This window comes from Croceicoccus bisphenolivorans, from assembly GCF_001634625.1.
Classification (GTDB): Bacteria; Pseudomonadota; Alphaproteobacteria; order Sphingomonadales; family Sphingomonadaceae; genus Croceicoccus; species Croceicoccus bisphenolivorans.
This window is the reverse complement of the sequence record NZ_LRSE01000008.1, coordinates 25,973-44,796: the sequence shown is the minus strand read 5'-3', so window position 1 is coordinate 44,796 and position 18,824 is coordinate 25,973. Positions and strand designations below refer to the sequence as shown.

At 64.4% G+C, this 18,824-nt stretch carries 18 protein-coding genes; 11 read left to right on the top strand and 7 right to left on the bottom strand.

Features of this window, described 5'->3' with window-relative positions:
* Positions 1-27 precede the first annotated feature (27 nt).
* Positions 28-2,229, bottom strand: coding sequence for a catalase/peroxidase HPI (gene katG, locus A7A77_RS10270; RefSeq protein ID WP_066557262.1), 2,202 nt, complete (start codon positions 2,227-2,229; stop codon positions 28-30).
* Between the two features lie 229 nt (positions 2,230-2,458).
* Here katG and A7A77_RS10265 point away from each other — a divergent pair, with 229 nt between their 5' ends.
* The 4 genes from A7A77_RS10265 (at position 2,459) to A7A77_RS10250 (ending at position 5,192) form a co-directional block, all read left to right on the top strand.
* Positions 2,459-3,469, top strand: a complete 1,011-nt coding sequence (locus A7A77_RS10265) for an NAD(P)H-dependent flavin oxidoreductase (RefSeq protein WP_066557261.1) — start codon at positions 2,459-2,461, stop codon at positions 3,467-3,469.
* Positions 3,470-3,502: 33 nt separating this feature from the next.
* Complete coding sequence (locus tag A7A77_RS10260) at positions 3,503-3,907, top strand: VOC family protein (protein WP_066557260.1); 405 nt, start codon at positions 3,503-3,505, stop codon at positions 3,905-3,907.
* A 64-nt stretch (positions 3,908-3,971) separates the two neighbouring features.
* Complete coding sequence (locus A7A77_RS10255) at positions 3,972-4,889, top strand: dienelactone hydrolase family protein (protein ID WP_066557259.1); 918 nt, start codon at positions 3,972-3,974, stop codon at positions 4,887-4,889.
* 117 nt (positions 4,890-5,006) lie between these two features.
* Positions 5,007-5,192 carry a hypothetical protein gene (locus A7A77_RS10250; RefSeq protein WP_156500515.1) on the top strand — a complete coding sequence of 62 codons (186 nt, stop codon included), beginning with the start codon at positions 5,007-5,009 and terminating at the stop codon, positions 5,190-5,192.
* Here A7A77_RS10250 and pgeF read toward each other — a convergent pair.
* Together pgeF and pepN are read right to left on the bottom strand one after the other, a co-directional pair.
* Complete coding sequence (gene pgeF / locus A7A77_RS10245) at positions 5,189-5,944, bottom strand: peptidoglycan editing factor PgeF (protein WP_066557255.1); 756 nt, start codon at positions 5,942-5,944, stop codon at positions 5,189-5,191. The two genes, A7A77_RS10250 and pgeF, sit on opposite strands and share 4 nt — an antisense overlap.
* A complete protein-coding gene (gene pepN, locus A7A77_RS10240) occupies positions 5,937-8,588 on the bottom strand; it encodes an aminopeptidase N (protein ID WP_066557252.1) in 2,652 nt (883 codons plus the stop codon). Before pepN ends, pgeF begins: the two co-directional genes overlap by 8 nt.
* Before the next feature lie 113 nt (positions 8,589-8,701).
* On the opposite strand from pepN, the gene A7A77_RS10235 reads away from it, so the two are divergent.
* The gene (locus A7A77_RS10235) at positions 8,702-9,508 is read left to right on the top strand and encodes a Rossmann-fold NAD(P)-binding domain-containing protein (RefSeq protein ID WP_066557250.1); all 807 of its coding nucleotides are present in this window, start codon (positions 8,702-8,704) and stop codon (positions 9,506-9,508) included.
* Here the strand turns inward: A7A77_RS10235 and A7A77_RS10230 are convergent.
* The 3 genes from A7A77_RS10230 to pyk form a co-directional block, all read right to left on the bottom strand.
* Entirely contained in the window at positions 9,461-10,390 is a 930-nt protein-coding gene (locus tag A7A77_RS10230; RefSeq protein ID WP_082836051.1) for a DMT family transporter, read from the bottom strand. The genes A7A77_RS10235 and A7A77_RS10230 overlap by 48 nt on opposite strands.
* Positions 10,387-11,388 carry a threonine aldolase family protein gene (locus A7A77_RS10225; RefSeq protein ID WP_066557613.1) on the bottom strand — a complete coding sequence of 334 codons (1,002 nt, stop codon included), beginning with the start codon at positions 11,386-11,388 and terminating at the stop codon, positions 10,387-10,389. Before A7A77_RS10225 ends, A7A77_RS10230 begins: the two co-directional genes overlap by 4 nt.
* Before the next feature lie 75 nt (positions 11,389-11,463).
* Positions 11,464-12,921: a pyruvate kinase gene (gene pyk, locus A7A77_RS10220; RefSeq protein WP_066557248.1), complete on the bottom strand. Its 1,458-nt coding sequence runs from the start codon at positions 12,919-12,921 to the stop codon at positions 11,464-11,466.
* Between the two features lie 123 nt (positions 12,922-13,044).
* Between pyk and A7A77_RS10215 the strand changes: the two genes are divergently transcribed.
* On the top strand, positions 13,045-13,356 hold the full coding sequence (locus A7A77_RS10215; protein WP_066557245.1) for a DUF1244 domain-containing protein: 312 nt from the start codon (positions 13,045-13,047) through the stop codon (positions 13,354-13,356).
* Positions 13,357-13,539: 183 nt separating this feature from the next.
* Positions 13,540-13,782, top strand: a complete 243-nt coding sequence (locus A7A77_RS10210; protein ID WP_066557611.1) for a DUF2312 domain-containing protein — start codon at positions 13,540-13,542, stop codon at positions 13,780-13,782.
* Positions 13,783-13,847: 65 nt separating this feature from the next.
* Here the strand turns inward: A7A77_RS10210 and A7A77_RS10205 are convergent, their stop codons facing one another.
* Positions 13,848-14,870, bottom strand: coding sequence for a helix-turn-helix transcriptional regulator (locus tag A7A77_RS10205; protein ID WP_066557244.1), 1,023 nt, complete (start codon positions 14,868-14,870; stop codon positions 13,848-13,850).
* 96 nt (positions 14,871-14,966) lie between these two features.
* Between A7A77_RS10205 and cysD the strand changes: the two genes are divergently transcribed.
* From cysD to A7A77_RS10185, 4 genes are read left to right on the top strand one after another with little or no spacing between them, the layout of a single operon-like run.
* The gene (cysD, locus tag A7A77_RS10200) at positions 14,967-15,878 is read left to right on the top strand and encodes a sulfate adenylyltransferase subunit CysD (protein WP_066557243.1); all 912 of its coding nucleotides are present in this window, start codon (positions 14,967-14,969) and stop codon (positions 15,876-15,878) included.
* Positions 15,878-17,800 (top strand): sulfate adenylyltransferase subunit CysN, encoded by a 1,923-nt coding sequence (gene cysN, locus A7A77_RS10195; protein WP_066557241.1) that lies wholly within the window; start codon positions 15,878-15,880, stop codon positions 17,798-17,800. Before cysD ends, cysN begins: the two co-directional genes overlap by 1 nt.
* A 34-nt stretch (positions 17,801-17,834) precedes the next feature.
* Positions 17,835-18,095, top strand: coding sequence for a DUF2061 domain-containing protein (locus tag A7A77_RS10190; RefSeq protein ID WP_066557238.1), 261 nt, complete (start codon positions 17,835-17,837; stop codon positions 18,093-18,095).
* Positions 18,092-18,823, top strand: a complete 732-nt coding sequence (locus tag A7A77_RS10185; RefSeq protein WP_066557236.1) for a 3'(2'),5'-bisphosphate nucleotidase CysQ — start codon at positions 18,092-18,094, stop codon at positions 18,821-18,823. The genes A7A77_RS10190 and A7A77_RS10185 overlap by 4 nt, the downstream gene beginning before the upstream one ends.
* The last annotated feature ends 1 nt before the right edge of the window (position 18,824 follow it).

Genomic DNA, 18,824 nt, shown 5'->3' with positions numbered 1-18,824 from the left:
CGCGACTTCGGCCTTCTCGTCGGTCGTTCACTTCAGATCGAAGCGATCGGCGTTCATCACTTTCGTCCATGCTGCCACGAAATCATTGACGAACTTTTGCTCGTTGCCGCTTTCGGCATAGACTTCGGCCAGCGCACGCAGCTGGGAATTAGACCCGAAAATCAGGTCGGTACGCGTCGCGCGCCACTTCTCCTTGCCGCTCGCGCGGTCGGATCCGACGAACTCCTCGTCCCCGCTGTCGTCCACCACTTTCCACGCGGTATCCATGTCCAGCAGGTTCACGAAGAAGTCGTTGGTCAGCTGGCCTTCACGGTCGGTGAACACCCCGTGTTTCGCGCCGCCATGGTTGGCGCCCAGCACGCGAAGCCCGCCGATCAGTGCGGTCATCTGCGGGGCCGAGAGGCCGAGCAGTTGCGCACGGTCGAGCATGATTTCCTCTGTCTTCACGCTCAGCTTGGTCTTCAGGTAGTTGCGGAAGGCGTCGGCCTGCGGCTCCAGCGGCTCAAAGCTTTCGGCATCGGTCCACTCCTCGCTCGCATCGCCGCGCCCGCCGGTGAACGGCACGCTGACGTCGAAGCCCGCTGCCTTTGCCGCACGCTCGACACCGACACACCCGCCCAGCACGATCAGGTCCGCGATGGAGACCCTGGAGCCGCCCTTGATGTCGTCATAGACTTCAAGGACTTTCTGCAGTTCGGCCGGTTCGTTCACTGCCCAGTCGCTTTGCGGGGCAAGGCGGATGCGCGCACCGTTGGCACCGCCGCGATGGTCCGACTTGCGATAGGTGCTGGCCGATGCCCACGCGGTCTTCACCAGCTGGCTGGTGGAAAGGCCGCTAGCCTCGATCGCCTTCTTCAGCTCCGCGACTTCGGATCCCGAGGGAGCGTATCCGGCGGGAACCGGATCCTGCCAGATCAGGTCCTCTGCGGGCACTTCGGGGCCGAGGTAGCGCGCCTTCGGACCCATGTCGCGGTGGGTCAGCTTGAACCACGCGCGGGCGAAGGCGTCGGCGAATTCGTCCGGATTGTCGCGGAAGCGTTCGGAAATCCTGCGATATTCCGGATCGGTCTTCATTGCCATGTCCGCCGTCGTCATGATCGTCGGCACCTTCTTCGACGGATCGGACGCATCGGGCGCCATATCCTCCGGATCGGGGTTCTTCGGCGTCCACTGGTTCGCGCCTGCCGGCGACTTCGTCAGTTCGTAATCGTATTTGAACAGCAGGCGGAAATAGTTCTGCGACCATTCGAACGGCGTGTTGGTCCACGGCCCTTCGATACCGCTGGTGATCGTGTCCGCGCCGATGCCGCTCTTGTAACCGCTGGTCCAGCCAAGGCCCTGGAACGCGATGTCGGCGCCTTCGGGGTCTGCCCCGATCAGGCTTGCATCGCCAGCGCCGTGGCACTTGCCAAAGGTGTGGCCACCGGCGGTAAGCGCGACGGTTTCCTCGTCGTTCATGGCCATGCGGGCAAACGTGATGCGGATGTCGCGTGCGGAGCCCATGATGTCCGGTTCACCGCCCGGACCTTCGGGGTTCACGTAGATGAGGCCCATCTGGATCGCGGCCAGCGGGTCTTCCAGCGCCCATTCCTTGTCGGGCTGGATGCGCGTTTCCGCGCCGGTGTTCACCCACTCTTCTTCCGTGCCCCAGTAAACGTCGGTTTCCGGCTCGAACACGTCTGCCCGCCCGCCGCCGAAGCCGAAGGTCGGACCGCCCATCGATTCGATCGCGACATTGCCGGTCAGGACGAAGAGATCGGCCCAGCTGATGTGCTTTCCGTACTTCTGCTTGATCGGCCACAACAGGCGGCGCGCCTTGTCGAGGTTGGCGTTATCGGGCCACGAATTGAGCGGGGCGAAACGCTGCTGACCCGAACCTGCGCCGCCGCGCCCGTCCGCGGTGCGATAGGTCCCTGCCGCGTGCCATGCCATGCGGATGAAGAACGGGCCGTAATGCCCGTAGTCCGCCGGCCACCACGGCTTGGAATCGGTCATCAATGCCGTCAGGTCAGCCTTCAGCGCCTTGTAGTCCAGCGTGTTGAATGCCTCGGCATAGTTGAAGTCCTCTCCCATCGGGTCGGGAGAGACGCCGCCCTGGTGGAGAATGTCGAGTTGCAGGGCGTCGGGCCACCAGTCGCGGTTGGTCCGCCCCAGCAGAGCGCGGACGCCGCCGTCGTTGTGGTTGAACGGACACTTGCCGCTCGGCATCGAACCTGTTGCTACATCCATCTCGCATCCTCCTCGCGAAAAACAGTTCACCTTTATCCATCCAAGATGCGACGCAGGTTACAGGTTCCGACTGAACGGGAGAAACGATCAATCTCGCATACAGACAGCGCTAAATTCGATCAGTGTTGCGAAACGGCAGTGCAGCATGGCCGTCAATGGCGCGACTCGATCCGCAGCATTGTTGCTCTCGCACTTGCCGCATGCCATTTGCGGCACTAATCGCCCACGCATGACGACCTACACCAAGACCGAAGCGCTTATGCGGCGCGGAGCGGAATTCCTCGGTAGCGAGCATGCCATCCTGTGCGGCGCGATGAGCTGGGTTTCGGAACGCAACCTCGTTTCCGCGATCAGCAATGCGGGCGGTTTCGGCGTGATCGCCTGCGGCGCGATGACGCCAGACCTGCTCGACAACGAGATTGCCGAGACGAAGAAGCTGACCACCAAGCCCTTCGGCGTGAACCTTATCACCATGCACCCGCAGATCATGGACCTGATCGATGTCTGCGCAAGGCACGGCGTCGGCCATGTCGTGCTGGCAGGCGGCTTGCCGCCCAAGGGCAGCGTGGAAAAGATCAAGGAAGCAGGCGCCAAGGTCATCTGCTTTGCACCGACGCTGGCGCTCGCCAAGAAGCTGCTGCGTTCCGGCGCAGACGCGATGGTGATCGAGGGGATGGAAGCGGGCGGCCACATCGGCCCCGTCGCCACCAGCGTGCTGGCGCAGGAATTCCTGCCCGAACTGGCAGAGGATCACCTTGTCTTCGTGGCCGGCGGTATCGGGCGGGGCGAGGCGATTGCCGGATACCTCGAAATGGGGGCGGCGGGCGTACAGCTGGGCACCCGCTTTGCCTGTGCCACCGAATCCATCGCTCACCCCGATTTCAAGAAAGCGTTCTTCCGCGCCGGCGCACGCGACGCGATCGCCAGTGTGCAGGTCGATCCGCGACTGCCGGTGATTCCGGTTCGTGCGCTGAAGAACAAGGGCACCGAACTGTTCACTGCCAAACAACGCGAGGTTGCCAACCTGCTGGACGGTGAGGGGATCGACATGGGCGAGGCGCAGTTGCAGATCGAACATTACTGGGCAGGCGCGCTGCGCCGCGCGGTGATCGACGGCGACGTGGAAAACGGATCGCTGATGGCGGGCCAGTCGGTCGGCATGGTGAAGAAGGAAGAACCGGTCGCAGACATCATCGCCGAACTCCTGGCCGAGAGCGAGGCCGCGCTGAACCGGAGGTAAGGGCCGGAGGATACTGGCCAAGGGAGATAGCCCGTGCGCGTAGAGACACTCGATCACGTCAACATCGTCACGGGCGATCTTGCCGGAACGGTGTCGTTCTACCGCGACGTTCTCGGCCTTGAACAGCGCGATCCGCCCGAACCGCTGCAGCCCGATCTGGTCCAGTGGTTGTGCGATGCGGGCGGGCGACCGATCTTCCACCTGGTCGATAGGGCGCGGATGGACCGGAAGGGGCCTTACGCGAACAAGCTGGGCGGGCAGACCGGATCGGTCGATCATGTCGCGCTGAATTGCACGGGGCTGGAAGAGATGCGCGCGCGGCTGGATGCGCGGGGGCTGGATTACCGCGTCGGCGGGGTATCGGGCATTTCGCTGGTGCAGGTATTCGTGCGCGATCCCAACAACGTGTTGCTGGAACTCAACTTCCGCGAAGGATGAGGGTTGATCGAGGCCCGCATCGCCCTATCCTCGATAGTGGATGGGGGAGCAGGAGCTTCGAATTATGTGTGACCAGCAACAGCTTGCCGAATTTGCCCGACGCAGCAGTGAGGCGCGCGGCATCAATCGCCGGCAGTTTTCCGGCGTGATTGCCGCGGGCGGCGGCGCGGCGATGCTCGCGGCCTGCAACGCCAGCGGCGGCACCGATGCAGAGGCGACCCCGGCAGCCACCGGCGGATCGGTGATGAGCGGCGAAGTCGCGATCCCGACGGCGGGCGGCACGATGGGCGGCTGGTTCTATCACCCCTCTGCCGGCAATCACCCTGCCGTCATCATGTGGCCCGACATCGCCGGCGTTCGCCCCGCAAGCAAGGCCATGGGCGAACGTCTGGCCGGCGAAGGCTACGCCGTGATCGTCCCCGACCCGTACTGGCGCGACGAGGGCCATGCGACGTTCGAGGATTTCGCAGACTTTGCCGGCAACGACGGTTTCGCCAAGGTCACGCCTTACCGGAACAAGTTCAGCAGCGAGACGATCATGGCCGATGCCAAGGCCATCGTCGCGTGGCTGGACGAGCAGGACGTGGTCGACAAGGCGCAGTCGATGGGTGCGCGCGGCCATTGCATGACGGGTTCATGGCCGGTCTATGCTGCCAAGGCATCCTCGCGGGTGAAGGTTGCGGCGTCGATGCATGGCGGCGGCCTGGCGACAGACGCGCCCGACAGCCCGCACCGGATGCTGACCAGCCCGGCCAACTACCTGTTCGCGATTGCCCGCAACGACGATGCGAAAGAGCCGGAGGCCAAGACGAAGCTGCGCGAGGCGCTGGCCGCATCGGGCGCGATGGGGGAGGTGGAGGTCTATGCCGCCGACCATGGCTGGACCGTTCCGGATTCCCCTGCATACGACAAGGCGGAGGCCGAGCGTGCCTATGCCGCTTTCCTTGCGATGTGCGAAGGTCTGAAGATCGTCGCCAACTGACGAAAGGCACGGTTTGCCGCCGGCTAGGTAGCATTGCCTATCCCGCGCCGGATGCGTCTTAACGTGTCCGGCGCAAGGGTCTTTTCCGCAAGAGCGGGGAAGACGATGCAAATCCTGATGGCCAGTTTCATTCGCGGGTTGCCGGCCCTGCCGCTGTTGCTGGCGGCGCTCTACATGCTCAGCATCACCGCCGTTTCGCCCGCGCGCGAACTGGCCCGATCGCTGCTACAGCTGCGGATCGCGTTCACGCTGGTGCTGTCGACAAGCTGCCTTACCGCGCTGATCGTGCCTGCCCTGGGTTAGAGGCCGATCAGGCTGATCTGCCGTCCGTAGCCGTCCTCTCCTGCCTGCGTCGCGCGGCGGTAGGAGAAATAGCGGTCTTCATCGGCATAAGTGTCGAGGCCCGTGATCTCGACGCGAGAAACGCCTGCCCTGGCCAGATCGGCCGCGACGAAGGCGGCAAGGTCGAACTGGTGGTGGCCGGCGCGTCCTGGTTTGAAGAAACGCTCGAACGCCTCGTCCTCTGCCAGAAAGCGCAAGTAGAACCCTTCGTCCACCTCGTAGCTTGCCTGCGCGATGCACGGGCCGATGGCTGCGCGGATATTGCCGCGGTTAGCGCCCAGTTCCTCCATCGCGGCGACGGTATTGGCGCATATGCCTGCAAAGGCGCCGCGCCAGCCCGCATGGGCCGCGCCGATCACGCCTGCATCGGCATCGGCCAGCAGGACCGGCGCGCAATCGGCTGTCAGGATGCCCAGCAGCACGCCGGGCCTGTCCGTCACCATCGCGTCGGCATGGGGCCGCGCATCCATGGGGAAGGGCGTGTCGATGCGCACGACATCGGCGGAATGCACCTGGTAAACGGTGGCAAGTTCCGCCCCCGGCAGGACCGCGTCCGCCGCGATGGTGCGGTTTGCCTCCACCGCGCGGGGCAGGTCTGGCGATCCGGTGCCGACGTTCAGCGACGCGTATTGGCCGGTGGAAACGCCGCCGCGCCGGCCAAGGAAGCCGTGGGCAGTCTCTTCCAGCGATGCAGCTTTGACGACGTCAGCCATCGAGGCTCTTTGTCACTTGTTCGCGGGTGTCCTTCGACAGGGTGGGCGATGCGGCAATCCGCTCCAGTTCGCCGCGCATCATCGCGGCGCGCTTCGGCTCGATCTTGCGCCAGCGGCCCAGTGCGGGAATGAACCGCGCCGCCGTCTGCGCGTTGATCGGATCGAGTGCGAGCACGAGGTCCGCGATCATGCGATAACCGCGCCCGCTTTCGTCATGGAACGCCGCCGGATTGCCCGCCAGCGTCATGTAGAGGCTGCGCACGCGGTTGGGGTTCTTGATCGTGAAATCGGCGTGGCTGGCCAGCGCCGCGACATTGTCGAGCACCTTGGGGTCGAGCGAGCCTGCCTGCAGCGCGAACCACTTGTCGATGACAAGCGCATTGCCCGCGAACCGGGCATGGAAATCGGCCAGCAGTTCGGTGCGGGCCGGGCAGTCGATGCCCGCCAGCACCATCAAAGCGCCCTGACGGTCGGTCATGTTGTTCGCGGCGCGGTACTGCGCTTCGGCGCGGGCGGCGGCTTCCTTCTTGTCGGCGGCGGTCAGCAGCACCAGCGCGAGCGTCTTCACCTTGCGCGCGCCGCGTGCGGCGGCATCAAGGCTGTAGGGCACCGCCGAAGTACGCTCGTGAATGGCGATCAGGCGGTCGCGCAGGCGCGTGCCGATATGCGCCTTCAGCCGTTCGCGCGCCATGTGCAGCGCCACCGGATCGGCCGGTGCGGCCAGTTCCATCAGGAACGTGATCGTGGGCAGCATCAGCAGTTCGCCGCGCATCAGATCGTCGATGGCCGGATCGTCCAGCACCGCGCCCATCGCCTCTGCAATCGCGGCGCGGCGCTTTTCGTCCGGCCCATGCTCGATCGCGCCCAGCAGTTCGCGCGTCACCAGCTGCTGCAGCGCCTCGTACCGCGCAAAGGCATCGTCGTCGTGCGCGGCAAGGAACATCAGATCCTCGTCCAGCACTTCGGCATCGAGCTGGATCGGGGCGGTGAAGCCGCGGTTGACCGACACGACAGGCGGTCGGGTGAAACCGTCGAAAGTGAAGCTGTCTTTCGCCTTGTCCAGCACCAGCAGCTTCTCGCCGTCGTGCGAGCCGCTGTCACGGTCGAACAGCGCGATTTTCAGCGGGATGGGCATCGGCCTCTTGTCCGCCTGTCCGGGCGTTGCCGGAACTTTCTGTTCAAGATGCAGCGTGACCGCGCCCTGCGACTGGTCAAACGTGGTGCGCATCGCAACCTTGGGCGTACCGGCCTGTTCGTACCACAGGCGGAACTGGGCCAGATCCAGCCCCGCGCCATCCTCCATCGCCTTGATGAAATCCTCGCAAGTCGCGGCTTCGCCATCGTGGCGATCGAAGTAGAGGTCGGTGCCTTTCCGGAACGCCTCGGCTCCTGCCATCGTGTGCATCATGCGGATGACTTCGGCGCCCTTGTTATAGACGGTCGCGGTATAGAAGTTGCTGATTTCCTGATAGGAATCGGGCCGGATCGGGTGCGCAAGCGGTCCTGAATCCTCCGGGAACTGGGCGGCGCGCAGGATGCGCACATCCTCTATCCGCTTGACCGGTTCGGAGCCCATGTCGGCACTGAACATCTGGTCGCGCAACACGGTAAAGCCTTCCTTCAGGCTCAGCTGGAACCAGTCGCGACAGGTGACGCGGTTGCCCGACCAGTTGTGGAAGTATTCATGGCCGACAACGCCCTCCACTCCGTCATAATCCCCGTCGGTCGCCGTTTCCGGATCGGCCAGGACGTAACGGGTGTTGAAGATGTTGAGACCCTTGTTCTCCATCGCGCCCATGTTGAAATCGGACACGGCGACGATGTTGAACTGGTCCAGATCGTATTCGCGGCCGAAAGTATCCTCGTCCCACTTCATCGAATTGATCAGACTGCGCATCGCGTGGTCGGTACGCTCCAGATCGCCTTCGCGGACCCAGACGGCGAGGTCGACCTTGCGACCGCCCATCGTGGTGAAGGTGTCGCGGTTGGCGACAAGCTGTCCGGCAACCAGCGCGAAGAGGTAGCTGGGCTTGGGCCAGGGATCGTCCCACAGCGCCCAGTGCGTACCGTCGCCGTTATCGCCCTGATCGGCAAGGTTGCCGTTCGACAGCAGGACCGGGAACAGGTCTTTCGGTCCTTCCATCCGCACGGTGTATTTCGACAGGACGTCGGGCCGGTCGGGGAAGAAGGTGATGCGGCGGAAACCCTCCGCCTCGCACTGTGTGCACAGCATCCCGTTGGAGGCATAGAGACCCATCAGCTGGCTGTTCGTCGCCGGATGGAGGTGCGTTTCGATCGTCACCGTATGGGCCGCGCCGGGCAGGGGGAGCAGCAGGTTGGAACCGCTCATCGACCAGCCTTCGGCCGATTCGCCATCGACCTTCAGGCTCATCACCGCGATATTGTCGCCGCATAAGTGCAGAGTCTGGTCTCCGTCACCGGCGGGATTGCGTTCCACCCGCATTGTCGCGACCACTTTGGTCAGTTCGACGCCAAGGTCGAAGTCCAGCCGGATTTCGGGGACCAGCCAAGACGGCGGAGTGTAATCCTTGCGCCGGATCGTGGCGGGATCGTGTGGTTCGACGGCGGCGTCCGCCATTTCCGGGTTGCCGGCGGGGTTCGATGGTGTGGTTGCGATATCCATGTCGCGATAGATGCGCCTTCACCCGCCATAGGCAAGGGCGAATTGGCGAAACTGGACAGATCGATGGAAAAAGCGTGGCATTTGCACGGCAAGTGACGTTAGGCGGATGCATCATGCGCATGTTTGTGTTCGGAACGGGATATTCGGCGGGTCGTATCGCAGCCCTGCTGCGCGCCAGCGGCTGGGCGGTGGCCGGAACGGGACGCGGCGGCACGGTCGATTTCGGCGACCATGGTCGCGTTCGGGCAGAAGTGGCGGCATCGACCCACGTGCTGTCCTCCGTACCACCGGACCGGGATAGCGGCGATCCGGTGCTTGGCCGTTATGGCGATCTGCTGGCCGGTTCCGGCAAGTGGCTGGGATATCTTTCCTCCACCGGCGTATATGGCGATGCGGGCGGGGCGTGGGTGGACGAATCCGCGCCGGTCGGCACCGGCCGCCGTACCGCGCGCAGCGATGCCGATGCAGACTGGCTGGGGCTGGGCGCGCGGGTGTTCCGCCTGCCGGGGATATACGGACCGGGCCGTTCGGCGCTTGACCGTGTGCGGGAGGGCAGGGCGCACCGGATCGATATTGCAGGGCAGGTGTTCAGCCGTGTGCATGTCGACGATATCGCATCGGGCGTGCTGCTTGGCATCGATGGCCCGCCGGGTGCCTACAACCTGGCCGACGACTATCCGTGCAGCCAGAACGAGCTGATCGAACACGCCTGCCGGATGCTGGGCGCGCCCGTTCCGCCGATGCAGACGATGGACGAGGCGAACCTGTCGCCCATGGCGCGCGGGTTCTATGCGGAGAACCGCCGCGTTGCCAACGGCAAGGCGAAGCGGGTGCTGGGCTGGCGCCCGCTCTTTCCGACATACCGCGAAGGGCTAGCTGCGTGCCTTCAACGCGACGGCCAGCCCGACGAGTGCGAGTAGCGAGCCCGCGACCGTCAGCATCGTCCAGACGTACCCTTCGAACAGCGTCGACAGCAGCATGGCGAGGATTGGCGTCGCCACCCCGATATAGGCCGCGCGCCCCGCGCCCATGTTGCGGATCAGCGTGAAATAGAGCGGGAAGGTGATGACCGATCCCACGATGCCGAGATAGGCAAGCCCAAGGCCGTAGGCCGGGCGCGGGTCCCACACCGGAGGGCCGTCAAGCGCCAGCGCCAGCACCGCGTTGATCGCGGTGCCCGTCATCATGCTGAACGCCAGCAGCGGCATAAACGGTTCCGCGTGTGCTCGCTCGCTCGCCTGCGTCACGTTGGCGACGGATGCGGAGACGGTGGCCAGCACGGCAAGGACCACGCCTGCCAGTGCCCCGCCGGTGCCGACCATCCGGAATTCGTGCACCAGCAGCAGCGACACGCCCGCGATGGCCACCGCCGATCCGGCGACGAAGCCGCGCGACACCCCTTCGCGCAGGAACACCCACGCAAGGATCGAATTGGGGATCATGATCAGCGCGAAGAACAGCGCGACGATGCCCGACGTGATGGTCAGTTCCGCGCGGTAGACGAAGTGGAAATTCATCACGAACTGCGTACCCGCAACGATCAGCACGACCGGCAGGCCCGCCCGCGAAATCCGCAGTTTTTCGCCCCGCACGGCAAGTAGTCCCAGCATGGCGAGGCTGGCGATCGTGAAGCGGTAGGTGATCGTCCAGCTTGGCGGAACCACGCTGATCTGGTCCTTTATGACCAGCCACGTCGAACCCCAGATCAGCGCGACGAGGGCGAAGGGGATAAAGGCGCGCGGGTCGGTAAACGGCAGCCGCTCGCGTTTGGCCGGCTTGATCGTATGGGCAGGCCCGGTCATGGCGCGGCAATCGCGGCGGCGAGCTTGTCCGCATCGGTCGCATCGGTGTTCCACGCGGTGACGAACCGCGCGGCATCGGCGCCCCAGTCGTAGAAGCCGAAACCTTGCGCGCGCAGCGCCTCACGCTCGGCAGGGGACATCGCGACGAATACCTCGTTCGCATCGCACGGATAGAGCAGGCGTTCACCAGCCGCCTTCGCAATCGTGGCGGCGGCAAGGTTGGCGGCGCGGGCGTTATCCAGCCACACGTCACCTTCCAGCATGGCCAGCAGCTGCGCCGCCAGATAGCGCCCCTTCGATTGCAACTGGCCTGCGCGCTTGTGGCGGCGCTTTGCCTCTGCCGCTTTCGCCGGATCGAACAGGACGAGCGCTTCGGCGCTCATACCGCCGTTCTTGATCATGCCGAACGACAGAGTGTCGATGCCGTGGGCAGGGCCAGCATCCGCCGGCGCGCAATCCAGATGCGCCACGGCATTGGCAAAACGCGCACCGTCCATGTGGATCTTCAGCCCCTTTGCCTTTGCATGGGCGGTCAGCGCCGCCAGTTCGCCGGGGGAGTAGACGCAGCCCTGTTCGGTTGCCTGCGTAATGGCGATGGCGGTTGGCTGGACGCGGTGGATGTCGTTGCGGATCGGATCGATGACGGCATCAATGCTGGCTGGCGTCAGCTTCGCATGCGGGCCGTGGGCCAGCATCAGTTTCGCGCCGTGGGTGAAGAATTCCGGGGCGCCTGCCTCGTCCTGTTCGATATGCGCGTCGTCGTGGCAGACGATCCCGCCGAAGGGAGGCACCAGTGTTGCCAGCGCAAGGCAATTGGCAGCCGTGCCGGTGCTGGTCCACAGCACCGCGCATTCCATGCCGAACAAGTCCGAAAACGCCCGGTCCAGCGAACGGGACAGGGCATCGTTGTCATAAGGCGCGTCGGTCGCGTCGGCGCGGCGCATCGCTTCCCAGACGGCGGGATGGACGGGGGCGGCATTGTCCGAAAGGAACTGCATGGCCAGCCCCTTGCTAGTGTGCGCGGATTCGGTCAAGCGGTTGCAAGCGAAACCGCCTGCAACCGCCGGCGCGCATCATTGCCCTTCGTAGCGTTTCAGCTCGTCACCCGACAGCGTCACGACATGCAGCAGGTTGGTCGCGCCCGGCGTGCCGAAGGGAACGCCCGCCAGCACGATGATCTTGCCGCCAGCTGTGCCGAAACCGTGGCGCAGCGCCATGCGCTTGCCCTTGGCAATCATCTCTTCGAAGCTGCCGATGTCCTTCGTCTGCACCGCGTGGACACCCCATAGGAGCGCCAGCCTGCGCGCGGTGGACAGCGCGGGTGTCAGCACCAGCAGCGGTACGCGCGGGCGTTCGCGCGCAACGCGCCGCGCGCTGCTGCCGGAACCGGTGAAAACGGTGATGGCCGAAATATTGAGTGTTCGCGCGATCGAGGAACAGGCCGCCGCCAGCGCGTCCGATGTCGTCGCGTCCGGCTCCACGCCCGTCAAACGGATACGCTCGTCATAGCCGGGGTCCTTTTCGACCTGTCCGGCGATCCGGTCCATGATCGTCACCGCTTCCTGCGGCCACTGGCCCGCGGCGGTTTCGGCGCTGAGCATGACCGCGTCTGCCCCGTCGTAGACCGCATTGGCGACGTCGGACACTTCCGCGCGGGTCGGCGCGGGGCTTTCGATCATCGATTCCAGCATCTGCGTCGCCACGACAACGGGTTTGCCCGCCGCGCGGGCCTGCTGGACGATGCGTTTTTGCAGCGGCGGCACTTCTTCCGGGTTCAGTTCGACGCCAAGGTCACCGCGCGCGACCATGATCCCGTCCGACAGTTCGAGGATGCCGTCGAGGTGGCGCACCGCCAGCGGCTTCTCGATCTTGGCCATCAGCGCGCCGTAGCCGCCCATCAACCGGCGGGCTTCGGCCACGTCTTCGGGGCGCTGCACGAAGGAAAGCGCGATCCAGTCCGCCTTGTGCTGCACGGCGAAAGCAAGGTCGCGGCGATCCTTGTCGGTCAGCGCGGGGATCGGGATTTCCGCGTCGGGCACGTTCACGCCCTTGCGGTCGGAAATGACACCGCCGACTTCGGCGCTGCACAGAATCTCGTTCTCGTCCGCCTTGATCACGCGCAGGCGGATCTTGCCGTCGTCGATCAGCAGGCGCTGGCCCTTTTGCAGCAGGCCAAACAGTTCGGGGTGGGGCAACTGGACGCGGGTTTCGTCGCCGGGCTCGTCCTTGCGGTCCAGCGTGAAGTGGCGACCGTGCGGGATGACGACCTTGCCCTCCTTGAACTTGCCGACGCGCAGTTTCGGGCCCTGAAGGTCGCACAGGATGCCGATCGGGCGACCGGACTTCTTTTCCAGCGCGCGGATCGCGGCAATCGTTTCGGCGTGGGTTTCGTGTTCCCCATGGCTCATGTTGACGCGAAAGGCATCCGCCCCGGCCTTCACCAGCCGTTCGATCATGTCCGGGTCACGGCTGGCCGGACCGAGAGTTGCGAGAATCTTGACCTTGCGGCCCCGTGGGTCGAACTTGTTCACGCGTGAGGATACCTGCGCCTGAAGGGAATGCTGTGTTGCGAGGCCTATTGATTGCCAGCACTATGCGCAACCGCGATGACGCCATGAAAACTGGAGCAAAACGACTTGTCCTGTGATCCCGACATGCCCGTAAGCGAAAATGACACTTTGGACGCGCTGCCCGACGCGGTCGCCGCTGCGGCGTTCCGGCGGCTGGTGCGCCATCTGCGCCATCGCCACGATGCCCAGAACATCGACCTGATGGGGCTGTCGGGATTTTGCCGCAACTGCCTTGCCGACTGGATTCGCGATGCCGGATTCGATGGCGACAAGGCGGAGGCGCGGGCCGTGATCCATGGCATGGGGATGGACGAGTGGAAGGAGCGCTACCAGACGCCCGCCACGCCGGAGCAACTGGCCCGCATGGAAGAGAGCGTGGCAAAGAACGCGCGATAGGCCCGTGCGGTGTGTCGGTGGAAATCGCCGGCCCGCACTTCACCGTGAACGCGCAGGCGGCTATCAGCGGCGCTTCGTGATTCTCGCGAGTGGTCGCTTGTTCGCAGACCCTCGCCTCACCCAAATCGGAAGGATTCAGACATGGAAGACGAAGTCGCAACCATCGGCGGTGCGGATCAGGCGATGGGCGTCAACAATGTGACGGCTGACGAGCTGCGCCTGCTGATCGAGCGGGCCGAACGCCTTGAAGAAGAGAAGAAGGGCATTGCCGAGGACGTGAAGGACGTTTTCGCCGAAGCCAAGGCCCGCGGTTTCGACGTGAAGGCGATGCGCAAGATCATGCGCATCCGCAAGCAGAAGAAGGAAGATTTCGAGCACGAGGAAGCAGTGCTGGAAACCTACATGGCTGCGCTTGGCATGATCTGATCCTGCTAGTTTTGGCTGGTGGTATGCGGGGTGTGAACCAATTGGGTTCGCGCCCCGTTTCACATCTAGGCCAGCGCCAGCACACCGGTCAGGATGTGGCGGACCAGGTCGGCCTGCCCGCGCGCGCCGGTCTTGGCGTAGATCTTCTTCGAGTAATAGCGCGCGGTTTCTGTCGTCAGGCCGTGTTCTTCCGCCGCCTCCGCAATCGACAGCCCTTGCGCCATCGACCATGCCAGCTTCGCCTCGCTGGGGGTGAGCTGGAACAGGTCGGCCAGCTGTTCCTGCCGGTCGGCCTGTGATGAACGATCGCCGCGCAGGTAGACCAGCGCCACTGCCTGCCCGCCGGTGCCAAGCCCCTCTACCCGTACGGGCGTTACCAGCAAGTCGATCCACGGATCGCGCGACAGGTTGAGCGCATGGGGCCGCATGTCGGGTTCCTCTGCACAGCGCGCGACCAGTTGGCCCAGTTCGCGGTCGGCGGCGGGGGAGGCGGGGACCAGCCGGTCGTAGGCACCGCGCCGCAGCAGGCCCGACAGGCGCAGCACGCGGTCCGCCGGGGCGTTGAGGTCGACGATGCGGCACTGGCGGTCCAGCGAGATCCAGCCGAAGTTCATCCGCGCGATGACCCCTTCGCTCAGTTCCGCGCGGGTGCGTTCGCGTTCCAGTGCCGCGAAAGTGCGCAGCGCGGCGCGAAAGTGCGGGGCGAGCGAGGCGAGCAGGCTGCCAGTCGCCGCTCCGATGGGCCTCTCGTCGATCAGGGCGAGCGTCGCCCCGATGTCGCCGCGCGGGTGGAGGCGCATGACCCGAAGGCCCGCGACGTCCGTATCGACCCCGTCCAGTTCCGATCTGTCGTACACACGCCCGTCGCGTAACGCAGGATTGGCCGTGGCGATTTCGCCGAGCAGGCCGGACGGGAAGCTGCCCGAAACCAGTTCCACCGTTTCAGCGCCGTGCAGCAGGATCGCAGCCCCGCCGACGCTGCCCGCCGCGCGCAGGCGGGCGAGGAATGTCTGCCACAAGGGCTGTTCGAACTGCCCTTCGTGCAGGGGCACCAACAGGTCGGTTTCGTCGAGAGCGGGGAAGCGCATGGCGTATTTTCAATACACCTACCATATGGGAGGTGCAATAGGGCGGGGGCGATGCCATCTGCCCCACCTTCGATTTACACCCCACGCGGACCCGACATGACCGACAGCAAGACCCTGACCCATATCCAGAGACTGGAAGCAGAGGCGATCCACATCATCCGCGAGGTGGTGGCAGAGGCCGGGAATCCGGTCATGCTCTATTCCGTGGGCAAGGACAGCGCGGTGATGCTGCATCTGGCCAAGAAGGCGTTCTACCCTTCGCCGCCGCCGTTCCCGCTGCTGCATGTCGACACGACGTGGAAGTTCCGCGCCATGTACGACTTGCGCGACAAGGCGGCGAAAGATGCGGGCATGGACTTGCTGGTCTACCAGAATCCGGAGGCGAAGGAGCGGGGGATCAACCCGTTCGATCACGGCCCGCTGCACACCGACATGTGGAAGACCGAAGGGCTGAAGCAGGCGCTCGACAAGTGGAATTTCGACGCGGCCTTCGGCGGTGCGCGCCGTGACGAGGAGAAGAGCCGCGCGAAAGAGCGCATCTTCTCCTTCCGCACGGCCAGTCACGGCTGGGACCCGAAGAACCAGCGCCCCGAACTGTGGAACCTCTACAACGCGCGCAAGAACAAGGGGGAGAGCATCCGCGTCTTCCCGATCAGCAACTGGACCGAGCTGGACGTGTGGCAATACATCCAGCTTGAGCAGATCGAGATCGTTCCGCTCTATTTCGCCGAAAAACGCCCGACGGTGGAGCGTGACGGCATGTTGCTGATGGTCGACGACGAACGCTTCCCGTTGAAGGACGGCGAAGTGCCGATGGACCGTTCGATCCGTTTCCGCACATTGGGCTGTTACCCGCTGACGGGTGCTGTCGAGAGCGAGGCGGCGACGCTTTCCGAAGTGATCCAGGAAACCCTGCTGACGACGACCAGCGAGCGGCAGGGCCGCGCCATCGACAAGGATGCGGGCGGCGCTGGCATGGAGAAGAAGAAGCAGGAGGGGTATTTCTGATGAGCGACGTGATGAACGACCCCGTCTACAAGACCGAAGCGCTGATCGCAGAGGATATCGACCAGTACCTTGAAACGCACCAGCACAAGACGATGCTGCGTTTCATCACCTGCGGGTCGGTGGACGATGGCAAGTCGACGCTGATCGGGCGGCTGCTCTACGATTCGAAGATGATCTTCGAAGACCAGCTTGCCGCGCTGGAATCCGACAGCAAGCGTGTCGGCACGCAGGGGCAGGAAATCGACTTCGCGCTGCTGGTCGACGGCCTTGCCGCAGAGCGTGAGCAGGGCATCACCATCGATGTCGCCTACCGCTTCTTCAATACGGAAAAGCGCAAGTTCATCGTTGCCGACTGTCCGGGGCACGAACAGTACACCCGCAACATGGTGACCGGCGCATCGACCGCCGATCTGGCCGTGATCCTGATCGACGCGCGCAAGGGCGTGCTGATCCAGACCCGGCGGCACTCGTTCCTGTGCCACCTGATCGGCATCAAGAACATCGTGCTGGCGGTCAACAAGATGGATCTTGTCGATTACGATCAGGCCACGTTCGACGCGATCGTCGCGGAATATGCCGCCTTCGCGAAGGAAATCGGCATCGAGAGCTTCACCGCGATCCCGATCTCCGGCTTCAAGGGCGACAACATCACCACTGCCCCGTCGGAAAACACTCCGTGGTATTCCGGCCCCAGCCTTGTCGAGCATCTCGAAAGCGTGGAAGTGCGCTCCTCGCTGGATGCGGAAGGGTATTTCCGCATGCCGGTTCAGTGGGTCAATCGCCCGAACCTCGACTTCCGCGGTTTCTCCGGCCTGATCTCCAACGGTACGGTGAAGCCGGGCGATGCCGTGCGCGTGCTGCCTTCGGGCAAGACGAGCACGGTGAAGTCCGTCGTCACCTTTGACGGGGACCTTGAAGAAGCCGTCGCGGGCCAGTCGGTCACGCTGACGCTGGAGGACGAGATCGACTGTTCGCGCGGCAACGTGCTTGCCGCCGCCGACGCGCCGCCCGAAGTTGCCGACCAGTTCGAGGCGACGATCGTGTGGATGGCGGACGAGGCGATGCATGTCGGGCGCGGTTACTGGCTGAAGCTGGCGACGCAGACCGTGTCGGCCACCGTGCAGCAGCCGAAGTACGAGATCGACGTCAACAGCCTGGAGCATCTCGCCGCCAAGACGCTGGAACTGAACCAGATCGGCGTGGCCGAGATCATCACCGACAAGCCGCTGGTGTTCGAACCCTATGCCGACAGCCGCACGCTGGGCGGGTTCATCCTTGTCGACAAGATCACCAACGCGACGGTCGCGGCGGGCATGCTGAACTTCTCGCTGCGCCGGTCGCAGAACATCCACTGGCAGCCGACCGACATCACCCGCGAAAGCCACGCCGGCCTGAAGAACCAGACGCCGCGCGTGCTGTGGTTCACCGGCCTGTCGGGATCGGGCAAGTCGACCATCGCAAACGAGGTTGAGAAGAAGCTGGCGCTGATGAACCGCCACACCTTCCTGCTGGATGGCGACAACATCCGTCACGGGCTCAACAAGGATCTCGGCTTTACCGAGGCGGACCGGATTGAGAACATCCGCCGCATCGGCGAAGTCGCCAAGCTGATGGTCGATGCCGGCCTCATCGTCCTCACCGCCTTCATCAGCCCGTTCCGGGCCGAGCGGCAGATGGTGCGTGAGATGATCCCGGATGGCGAGTTCATCGAGATCTTCGTCGACACTCCGCTTGAAGTGGCGGAAGAGCGTGACGTAAAGGGCCTCTACAAGAAGGCGCGCGAGGGCAAGCTGAAGAACTTCACCGGCATCGACAGCCCCTATGAACCCCCGGTCGAACCCGACATCGTGGTCAACACGGTCGAGATGACGCCCGAGGAAGCGGCCGATCATATCATTCGCAAGATCCTCCCTCTGAAGTAAGAGGGGGGATTAGCGGACGGGGAGTTTAACGGGGATGTTCCTTTTCAACGGGCGTGAAGCCCACTCGCGCTCGATGATCAAGGCGGCGACCTGGCGTGCCTTGGGCAGCATCGACACTTTCGTGCTGAGCTGGCTGTTCACCGGCAATCCGAAGGCGGCAGGCGCCATCGCCAGCACCGAAGTGATCACCAAGATCGCGCTTTATTACATGCACGAACGGGCATGGAGCAACATCGGCTGGGGCCTGAAACAGGGCGAGGCCGTTACTGTCCAAACCGGAGATGATACCCGATGACCGATGCCGAACTTGCTGCCCACCTTGCCGAATGCGCCGGACGCATCCTGCTTGAGGTAAGGGCCAGCGGCATGTTTGATGGCAAGGCATTGGGCAAGGCCGGCGACGAGACCGCGAACCAGTTCCTCGTCCATGCCCTGCGCCAGCAGCGGCCCGACGACGGGTTGCTGTCCGAAGAGAGCAAGGACACCCACGAACGCCTCGCGAAGCAGCGCGTGTGGATCGTGGACCCGGTGGACGGCACCCGCGAATATGGCGAGGAACGTGCGGACTGGGCAGTTCACGTCGGCCTCGCCATCGATGGCAAGGCCGTGACCGGCGCGGTGGCATTGCCGGGGGTTGGCGCGGTTCTGCGCACGGACGTTCCCGGCGCCGTACCCCCTGCGCCCGAAAAGCTGCGCATGGTGGTCAGCCGCACGCGCCCCGCCGCAGAGGCGGTGGCCGTGTCAGAGGCGATCGGCGCCGAACTGATCCCGATGGGCAGCGCCGGGGCCAAGGCCATGGCCATCGTGCGCGGCGAAGCGGACATCTACCTGCACTCGGGCGGGCAGTATGAGTGGGACAGCTGCGCCCCTGTCGCGGTAGCGCTGGCCCATGGCCTTCACTGTTCGCGGATCGACGGCAGCGAGATCGTCTACAACCAGGCGGACACCTACCTGCCGGACCTTCTGATCTGCCGCAAGGAACACGCAAGCGACGTTCTGACAAGGGTGGCCGCGCTGGCATGAC